An 8,031-nucleotide genomic window follows, 5' to 3' on the forward strand; every position below is an offset into this window, starting at 1 on the left:
CTTCTATGTCAATTATGGCTATGTCTGATGCCAGCATACTTTTTAGAACACCACCAGATTTTTTAAATAAAATGAGCAATAGCTTAAATAAATACAAATAATATCGTATATCAAATGATAATAATTATTATGTATATGACGCCTTATTAAGTGGTGATTTTTATATTATAAAAGAGATGATAAAGGATAATAACGATGACAGATGCTTCTAAAAAACTCCATATTCTGATTACTGGCGCGACTTCGGGTATTGGTAACCAGTTGACCAAAGATTATCTACTAGAAGGGCATCACGTCTATGCTGTTGGTCGTGATGCGGATGCATTGGCCGAGCTCAAAGCGCTAGGCGCAGAGGTTATTGACTTGGATTTGATGGATCGGGACAAGGTGCTTGATGCCTTTGATAAAATATCTGAGATTGATGTGGCAATCTGTGGTGCTGGCATGTGTGAATATTTAGACATGCCAAACTTTGATAGCAGTGTCTTTATGAAAGTTATGTCGGTGAATATGGGCACGTTGTCGCATGCGATAGAAGGGGCCTTGCCCAAGTTGATCGCTTCAAAAGGTCGCTTGGTCGGTATCGGCTCAGCCTCTGCTTATGTACCTTTTGCCCGTGCGGAAGCTTATGGAAGCTCAAAAGCTGCTATCCATTATTTAATGAAAACTCTACAGATTAGCCTTGCGCCGCATGATGTGTCAGTCAGTTTAGTGGTACCAGGTTTCGTCGAAACGGCAATGACCAAACAAAACGATTTCCCTATGCCATTCATCCAGACACCAGAGCAAGCCAGTCAGGCCATCCGAGACGGTATAGAGAGCGGTCACGATGTCATTGAGTTTCCCAAAAAACTTACCTTTCCATTAAAAGCGTTGGGCATACTGCCAGATTTGGTATGGCAACAAGTGAGTAGCAAGCTCAATAAAAAATAAGTCATTATTGGTAACAATATTTCAGTCATCAGAACAGATGAAAATATAAAGGAAGCCCTCCATGCCGTTTATTCGCCGTAAACGTAAGAATTCAAAATCAGTCTCTAACAACGCCAGCAATGCTGCAAACAATAATCCTAAAGTCCAAACGAAAAAACGCATCGCCATTATTGGCTCAGGCGTATCAGGCTTAACCTGTGCGCATTACCTAGTGGGACAACATGACGTAACCGTGTTTGAAGCCAATGATTATATTGGTGGTCATGTAAACACGATTAATGTGGCATTACAGGATAGCAAAAAATCAAAGAGTGGTAATACTGAAAACAGTGCAATAGACACAGGGTTTATCGTATTTAATGAGCGTACTTACCCTAACTTTTTTCGCTTGCTTTATGATTTAAAAGTACCGTTTCAGTCGACAGACATGAGCTTTTCAGTGAAAAACACGGCGAGCAATTTTGAATACAACGGTCACACACTCAATACTTTAGTATCACAGCGTAAAAATGTGCTTAACCCAAAATTTTGGCAGTTTATTAAAGATATTTTACAGTTTAATAAACACATCAAGCAGTTGCGTCAGGATTACGATACTGCCCGTGCAAAAGGAGAGGACGTTAGCAGTTTTACTGAGCAAACACTTGGCAGTTATTTAGCACAAAAAAGCTATGGGGCATTGTTTAAAGACAACTATCTACTACCAATGGTTTCTGCTATTTGGTCGACCAGTCTACATGATGTAAAAGACTTTCCTTTGGTACTATTTGCACAATTTTTCGATAACCATGGGTTGCTTGATGTGGTCAACCGCCCGCAGTGGTTCACTATCAAAGGTGGATCAAAACAATATGTGAATAAACTGGTTACGCGCTTTGTTAAAGCGGGTGGCGAGGTACGAATAAATAGTCCAGTGCAATCGGTGGTTCGTGATGGTGATCAAGTGTCATTGACCGTTCAAAATGCAGCCAGTGCTGATGACAGTATTGAAAAACTGACCGAAAACTTAGTGTTCGATGAGGTGGTTTTTGCTTGTCATGCAGATACGGCGTTAAAGATTTTAAAAGATGCCAGTACTGATGAAACTGAGGTGCTGAAGCATTTCCGTTTTACTAACAACAGGGCTGTCCTTCATACCGATACCAGTATTTTACCCAAGAAGCCTTTGGCATGGGCAAGCTGGAACTACCTCATTGATGAAACAGCGTCGGGTAATGTGACTGAAGCAGGGCAAGCTATCGAAAGCGCAAAAACCCCTGCTAAGCCAGTGCTTACTTATCACATGAATATTCTGCAACGCCTCACTAAGAAACACAATTATTTAGTCACGCTCAATCCAGCGATAGCCAATAAAACTATTGATGAGAAGCAGGTTATTAAAAGTATTGATTATAGTCATCCAGTGTTTGATAAAGCGATGATGGATGCGCAAACAAAATGGTCGACTATCTCTGGTGGTAGGTCGCACACGCATTTTTGCGGAGCATATTGGTTCAATGGTTTTCATGAAGATGGCGTGCGCAGTGGGCTACGTGTGTGTCAAACGCTCGGTGATACTATTGATATCAAAGATGATGTAGACCCAAGCCATCTACCGGATGCTGAGAGTGCGCATACGCCATTTCGTTATAAAGGCTTACCGGTCAAGGCAGATATCAATGTACGAAAACTCAATAAACGTCAGGTGACAATTGCGTCTACCAATCAAGAGCTGGTTAACTACGTGAAAAGTTTACAGCCCAAAGTTGTAGATACCAATGAAAAGAAAAAGACAAGCTTGTTTGGTCGTCGAAAAGCGAAATAATGATGGCATTGCAGTTTCAAAATTGAAATTTTGGCATTAAAATCAACCAATACCATAAAAGAGCGCACTATGCCTATTGAGCAGCATTCGTCCAACAGTAAACTGCCACATCAGCTGTTCCATGGAACGACGTGGCACAGTCGATTGCTGCCAAATGTACATAAGTTTGTGTATCCGTATCGCTATTGGGGCGTCAATATCAGTGCATTGGTTAGAGGTGAAAACCTTCCTGAAATAAATACGGCAGTTTTTAGCGAGAATCAGCAGTTGAAAAGGTTGCCGTTAAAAAGGTTATTGGCAAAAGGCTTGCCATTATTTTCATCAAATAAAAAAGCCTTGCAGCAGTTTTGTCCCGATGATTATTTGCAAAAATTACAGTCACAAGGGTCAGATAGCACCAGTGATTTAAGCGACTTAGTTAAAAGTAAAAGCAAAATTAAAGACAAGAACGCAGAGGCTGATATAAATCCCATTCAAGCACTTCATGATCGTTTAAACCAAGCATTTATGGAGCAGGCAGGCAGTACGCCAAAAGGCGATATGATTGGATTGCTAGTATGCCGTAATGCAGGTATATATTTTAGCCCAGTCAATTTTTATTTGGGCTTTGACGAACAGCAGAACCCGACGCACTTGCTCGCTGAAGTGTCCAATACACCGTGGGACAAGCGCCATTACTATGGGTTCTTGCTTGATGGCGAGAATACCGAGTTTTGTCATGACAAAGACTTTCATGTGTCACCTTTTAATCCTATCGATCAGCTATATCGCTGGCAGGTTAAGGTAAAAAAGCAATCCGATAACTGCTTGCAGGTGCGTATTGGGATTGATATCAGTGATGAGCGTGGTGAAGTTTTAAAAACAGGTATAAAGATATCTGGCGTGCCAATGACCACCGCTTCTGTTCGCAAAAGCTTACGACAAAACCCGCTGATGAATATGACGTCCTTAACTCGTATTTATTGGCATGCTTTCAAACTGTATGCGATCAAAAAAGTTCCTTATATTAATTATGACGAAAAGCTAGCCGATAGCCAGCAAAAAGAAGGCAGCATGGACAAGAACAAGTATTAAGCGTTAAAAAATCCGAGTAGTTCGAGAATTTTATAAATGTAATATCAAAAATAAAGCACTTAAACTTAAATAAGGATAAACACACAATGCCAGCACGACCGACTGACCGAGCACCTGTCTCAACATTAGAAAAAGTGAGCGCGCGGATAAATCAAGCAATCAATGAGAGTACTGTATTGCAGCCAGTGAGTGGTGGGGTAAATAAAGTAGCCAGAAAGCTGATATTTCAAGCGTTGCAGCATGTTCAGTTTGGGAGCATTACTTTAATTGAGGCGTTTGACGACAATGCTCCTAAGACTACCCGTTTTGGTGGTGAGTCTGATAGCACCGTAAGCAGTTCAGCAGTCGGACGGCATTCGTTGCATGTGACTTTGATGATTCACGACACCGCTGTATATCGTCAGCTGCTGCTAGGTGGCTCTATTGCGCTAGCAGATAGCTACATTAATGGTGAGTGGGATACGGATGATTTGACTGGATTGATTCGGTTGGCAGCGCGTAACTTGACGGTACTCAATAAGTTAGAAAATCGTTTTGCAGGTATCAGTAAGGCCTTTGAAAAAGCCAAGCATCAGTTGCGTAGCAATGACAAAATTGGCTCCAAGTCCAACATATTAGCCCATTATGATTTGGGTAATGACATGTATCAGCGTTTTTTAGACGAGACGATGATGTATTCATCAGCGGTATATTGTGCGCCTGATGTGTCGTTGAGCGATGCGCAGCAGCACAAACTGGCGCTTATCTGCCAGCGTTTGCAGTTGACTGCTGACGATCATGTGGTTGAAATCGGTACTGGGTGGGGTGGTTTTGCTATTTATGCCGCCACGCATTATGGCTGTAAAGTCACGACGACGACCATCTCTGATGCGCAGTACGACGAAGCACAACGAAGAGTAGCAGCAGCAGGTCTGTCTGATAAAATTACGTTACTCAAGCAGGACTATCGTGAGCTGACAGGACAGTACGATAAGCTGGTTAGCATCGAGATGATTGAAGCCGTTGGACATGAATATTTGCCAGTATTCTTTGCTAAATGTAACAGTCTGCTGAAGCCTACAGGGCTGATGGTTTTACAGGCAATTACCTTCAATGACCAGAACTATCAAGAGTATGTCAATTCGGTTGATTTTATCCAGACGCATATATTCCCAGGTGGTTGTCTACTGTCCAACCAAGAGCTCAATACCCAGTTCACCGAGCAAACGGACATGGTGATCAAACAGCTTCATGATTATGGCTTTGATTATGCACATACGCTTAGAGATTGGCGTCTAGCCTTTATGGCACAGCGCGAAGAAATAACTGAGCTCGGTTATGATGATGCCTTTATTCGTTTATGGAATTTTTACTTTTGCTACTGCGAAGGTGGTTTTTTAGAGCGCACGATTGGTGTGGTACAAGTGACAGCCGTAAAGCCAAACAATATCGATACGCTACATTTTTCTGATTTGCCAGCGGCTGTTTAGCACACGCCCTAGGTTTGATGGAACCTCACCTGACCTTATAAGAGTTGTGTGGTTTCATTTATTTTATTGAGGAGACTATCATGGGCTATGTTTTTATTTATCTTGCTGCTGTGGTTATATTTTTGGGTATCGATGCGATCTGGCTCAAAACGATGACCAGCTTGTTCTATGAAAAGCGTATTGGCCACTTGCTTGCCGATGAGCCAAACATGGTCGCCGCTGGCGTGTTCTACCTGTTTTACTTGTTCGCACTGTGTATATTAATTCTTTATCCTCAAATCAAAGCCGGTGCGTCGCTTGGTCACATATTCTTACTTGGTGGCTTGATAGGACTAATGGCTTACGGTACGTATGATTTTACCAGTTTGGCATTGTATAAAGGCTTTACGATGGATACAGCATTAGTGGATTTTGCTTGGGGCGGGATTTTGACAGGTAGCGTAAGTACGATTGTTGCATGGTTGGCTTATCGCTTTCATTGGCTCAGCTAAATATTCTTAATGCGTTAAATCTGTCATACTGGCTCATAAGCATAGATAAATAAACGTCTCCAAAAATAAGGATCATCATGCCACAATCCAACACCAGCTCATCTGCTCAAAAAGCTCCTTTAAATAGCGAGCTATATATGTCGATACTCATGACACCCGATATGGCAAATTTTATCGGCAATGTGCATGGTGGTGATTTGTTAAAAATGCTTGATCAGGTTGCTTATGCCTGTGCCAGCCGATATAGCGGTAACTATGTGGTGACACTATCTGTCGACCAAGTGATGTTTCGAGAGCCTATCTATGTAGGTGAGCTGGTGACTTTTGCTGCCAGTGTCAACTATGTGGGAAACACCTCTATGGAGATTGGCATTCGTGTCGAAGCCGAAGACGTGCGAGCGCGTACCGTCCGTCATACCAATAGCTGTTACTTTACGATGGTCGCTATCGATGATAAGGGTAAGCCAACCGTAGTGCCACCACTTGAGATTAAAAATAATCTACAACAGTGCCGTGCGGATGCTGCGTTAGAGCGCAAAAACTTGCGTATGCAAAGCTCACATCGCCCAAGCTGTGAGTTAAAAGAGACGGTCGGAGAGCTAGATAGTGAGCATGAGCGTTAAGCTTATAGAAATATGGATGGATAGTAGGCTAATCTACTGTTGCTATTTTTCTAAGTATATATTTTTTAAGTATGTAGTTCTTAAATATATAGCTTCTAAGCATGTATCCCAATTATCTTACAATTGCTATCCTGAACCGATTATATCGTTGAGTCGCTAAATATCTATGTTTAACATGTCTGTATCGAGGCTATTATGAGTCTAAAGCCGCCAAAAACCCATTCGAAGAATACTCCCATTGCTCAACCTACGACGCGAATGGCGCGTGGTGTTGGTATGGATAATATTGACGCCAATAATGCTACTAATATTGCCACCAATGAAAGTGAGCAACACTCGAATTCATTGACGACAGTATTGATTGCTGTTGGAGCAAACCTTGTCATTGCTATTGCAAAAACTGTTGCGGCAGTGATGACAGGTTCTGCTTCTATGATAGCCGAATCCGCGCATTCTTGGGCAGATGCAGGCAACGGCACCTTGTTAATTGTTGCCGAAAAAAAGGCGGTAAAACCTGCAGATAGTAGTCACCCGTTAGGCTATGGCAAGGAGTCCTATGTTTGGTCGATGATTGCCGCTTTTGGGGTGTTTATGGCAGGCTCTATCGTCTCCATTTATACAGGTATCACCGAGTGGAATGCGGTGGAGAGCGACACCAATTACACCATCGGCTTTATTATATTAGCGGTCGCGTTTGTGCTCGAAGGATTTTCGTTAGGGCAGGCTTATTTACAAAGTAAAAAACATGGCGAGGCAATTAATATCAGTGCCATTGGTTATGTAATTAATACGTCTAACCCGACGTTACGTGGTGTGTTCTTTGAAGACTTAGCCGCTGTCATTGGCTTAGTGGTTGCTGCTGCTTCGATGGGTATGCATGCTTATACTGGACAGCCATTTTGGGATGCACTAGGCTCTATTATCGTTGGACTATTATTAGGCGCTGTAGCCATATTTTTGATTAGCCGTAACCGTGATTTTTTGGTTGGCCACAAAGTATCAGAGCAAATACATGGCTATGCATTAAGTGAGTTGCTGAATCATGCAGATATTGACAGTGTCTCGTACTTGCATCTAGAGTGGGTAGGGCCCAAAAAAATATTTATGGTGGCAGCAGTAGACATCGCTGGTAATCAAAAAGAGAGAGAAATCGCTCATAAGTTTGAAGCTATTGAAAACCAGTTTCGCAAAGACCCATTGTTTCAAGAAGTCATATTGACATTATCCGTACCAGACGCAGATGTTTTGACTTTACCGGATATAGTCACTCCACTATAAAACTGTGACTGCGCTAACCTCGCTTGAAGTATCACGTATACATACACACTCGGTTGCCTTATACTACCTTTGAATTTAATAGACTATAGTCTGCTAAAAGTAGATAACAAACCATAAGGTGATAATTATATGAGAACTTTATTTAAGAGCGCTATACTGAAAAACACCGTATTCGCTGTATCTTTAAGCATAAGTGCTGTTAGCTTGATGGCGGTGCCAACGTTATCTGCACAAGCGGCAGTACCGACGGATGCCTCTCTATTAAAACTCATCAAGGTCACTAAGGTCGTTGAGATGATGAATGTGTAGTGGTCAACTAATTTAGGACACCTGATAAGAGGTTTTTGTTAAAGTAGCGT

General features: G+C 42.0%; 8 protein-coding genes. All 8 read left to right on the plus strand.

The features are described 5' to 3' along the window. The first annotated feature begins 195 nt into the window (after positions 1 to 195). The 8 genes from EI164_RS13190 (at position 196) to EI164_RS13225 (ending at position 7,981) form a co-directional block, all read left to right on the plus strand. Positions 196 to 933: an SDR family NAD(P)-dependent oxidoreductase gene (locus tag EI164_RS13190; RefSeq protein ID WP_192520406.1), complete on the plus strand. Its 738-nt coding sequence runs from the start codon at positions 196 to 198 to the stop codon at positions 931 to 933. 61 nt (positions 934 to 994) lie between these two features. Beyond that, positions 995 to 2,737, plus strand: a complete 1,743-nt coding sequence (locus EI164_RS13195; RefSeq protein ID WP_192520407.1) for an NAD(P)/FAD-dependent oxidoreductase — start codon at positions 995 to 997, stop codon at positions 2,735 to 2,737. A gap of 69 nt (positions 2,738 to 2,806) precedes the next feature. Next, positions 2,807 to 3,811: a DUF1365 domain-containing protein gene (locus EI164_RS13200; RefSeq protein WP_192520408.1), complete on the plus strand. Its 1,005-nt coding sequence runs from the start codon at positions 2,807 to 2,809 to the stop codon at positions 3,809 to 3,811. 86 nt (positions 3,812 to 3,897) lie between these two features. Continuing rightward, positions 3,898 to 5,280, plus strand: a complete 1,383-nt coding sequence (locus EI164_RS13205) for an SAM-dependent methyltransferase (RefSeq protein WP_192520409.1) — start codon at positions 3,898 to 3,900, stop codon at positions 5,278 to 5,280. An 80-nt stretch (positions 5,281 to 5,360) separates the two neighbouring features. After that, a complete protein-coding gene (locus EI164_RS13210; protein ID WP_192520410.1) occupies positions 5,361 to 5,771 on the plus strand; it encodes a DUF2177 family protein in 411 nt (136 codons plus the stop codon). 77 nt (positions 5,772 to 5,848) lie between these two features. Beyond that, positions 5,849 to 6,394, plus strand: coding sequence for an acyl-CoA thioesterase (locus EI164_RS13215; protein ID WP_192520411.1), 546 nt, complete (start codon positions 5,849 to 5,851; stop codon positions 6,392 to 6,394). 195 nt (positions 6,395 to 6,589) lie between these two features. Then, entirely contained in the window at positions 6,590 to 7,672 is a 1,083-nt protein-coding gene (locus EI164_RS13220; protein WP_192520412.1) for a cation diffusion facilitator family transporter, read from the plus strand. 129 nt (positions 7,673 to 7,801) lie between these two features. Next, complete coding sequence (locus EI164_RS13225; RefSeq protein WP_192520413.1) at positions 7,802 to 7,981, plus strand: hypothetical protein; 180 nt, start codon at positions 7,802 to 7,804, stop codon at positions 7,979 to 7,981. The last annotated feature ends 50 nt before the right edge of the window (positions 7,982 to 8,031 follow it).

Origin of the sequence: Psychrobacter sp. FME13 (assembly GCF_014861395.1) — a bacterium.
Classification (GTDB): Bacteria; Pseudomonadota; Gammaproteobacteria; order Pseudomonadales; family Moraxellaceae; genus Psychrobacter.

What these genes read in the sequence shown, in the direction of transcription:
- EI164_RS13225 (WP_192520413.1), top strand. Translation starts at nt 7,802, where the DNA reads ATGAGAACTTTATTTAAGAGCGCTATACTGAAAAACACCGTATTCGCT.
- EI164_RS13215 (WP_192520411.1), top strand. Translation starts at nt 5,849, where the DNA reads ATGCCACAATCCAACACCAGCTCATCTGCTCAAAAAGCTCCTTTAAAT.
- EI164_RS13220 (WP_192520412.1), top strand. Translation starts at nt 6,590, where the DNA reads ATGAGTCTAAAGCCGCCAAAAACCCATTCGAAGAATACTCCCATTGCT.
- EI164_RS13210 (WP_192520410.1), top strand. Translation starts at nt 5,361, where the DNA reads ATGGGCTATGTTTTTATTTATCTTGCTGCTGTGGTTATATTTTTGGGT.
- EI164_RS13195 (WP_192520407.1), top strand. Translation starts at nt 995, where the DNA reads ATGCCGTTTATTCGCCGTAAACGTAAGAATTCAAAATCAGTCTCTAAC.
- EI164_RS13205 (WP_192520409.1), top strand. Translation starts at nt 3,898, where the DNA reads ATGCCAGCACGACCGACTGACCGAGCACCTGTCTCAACATTAGAAAAA.
- EI164_RS13190 (WP_192520406.1), top strand. Translation starts at nt 196, where the DNA reads ATGACAGATGCTTCTAAAAAACTCCATATTCTGATTACTGGCGCGACT.
- EI164_RS13200 (WP_192520408.1), top strand. Translation starts at nt 2,807, where the DNA reads ATGCCTATTGAGCAGCATTCGTCCAACAGTAAACTGCCACATCAGCTG.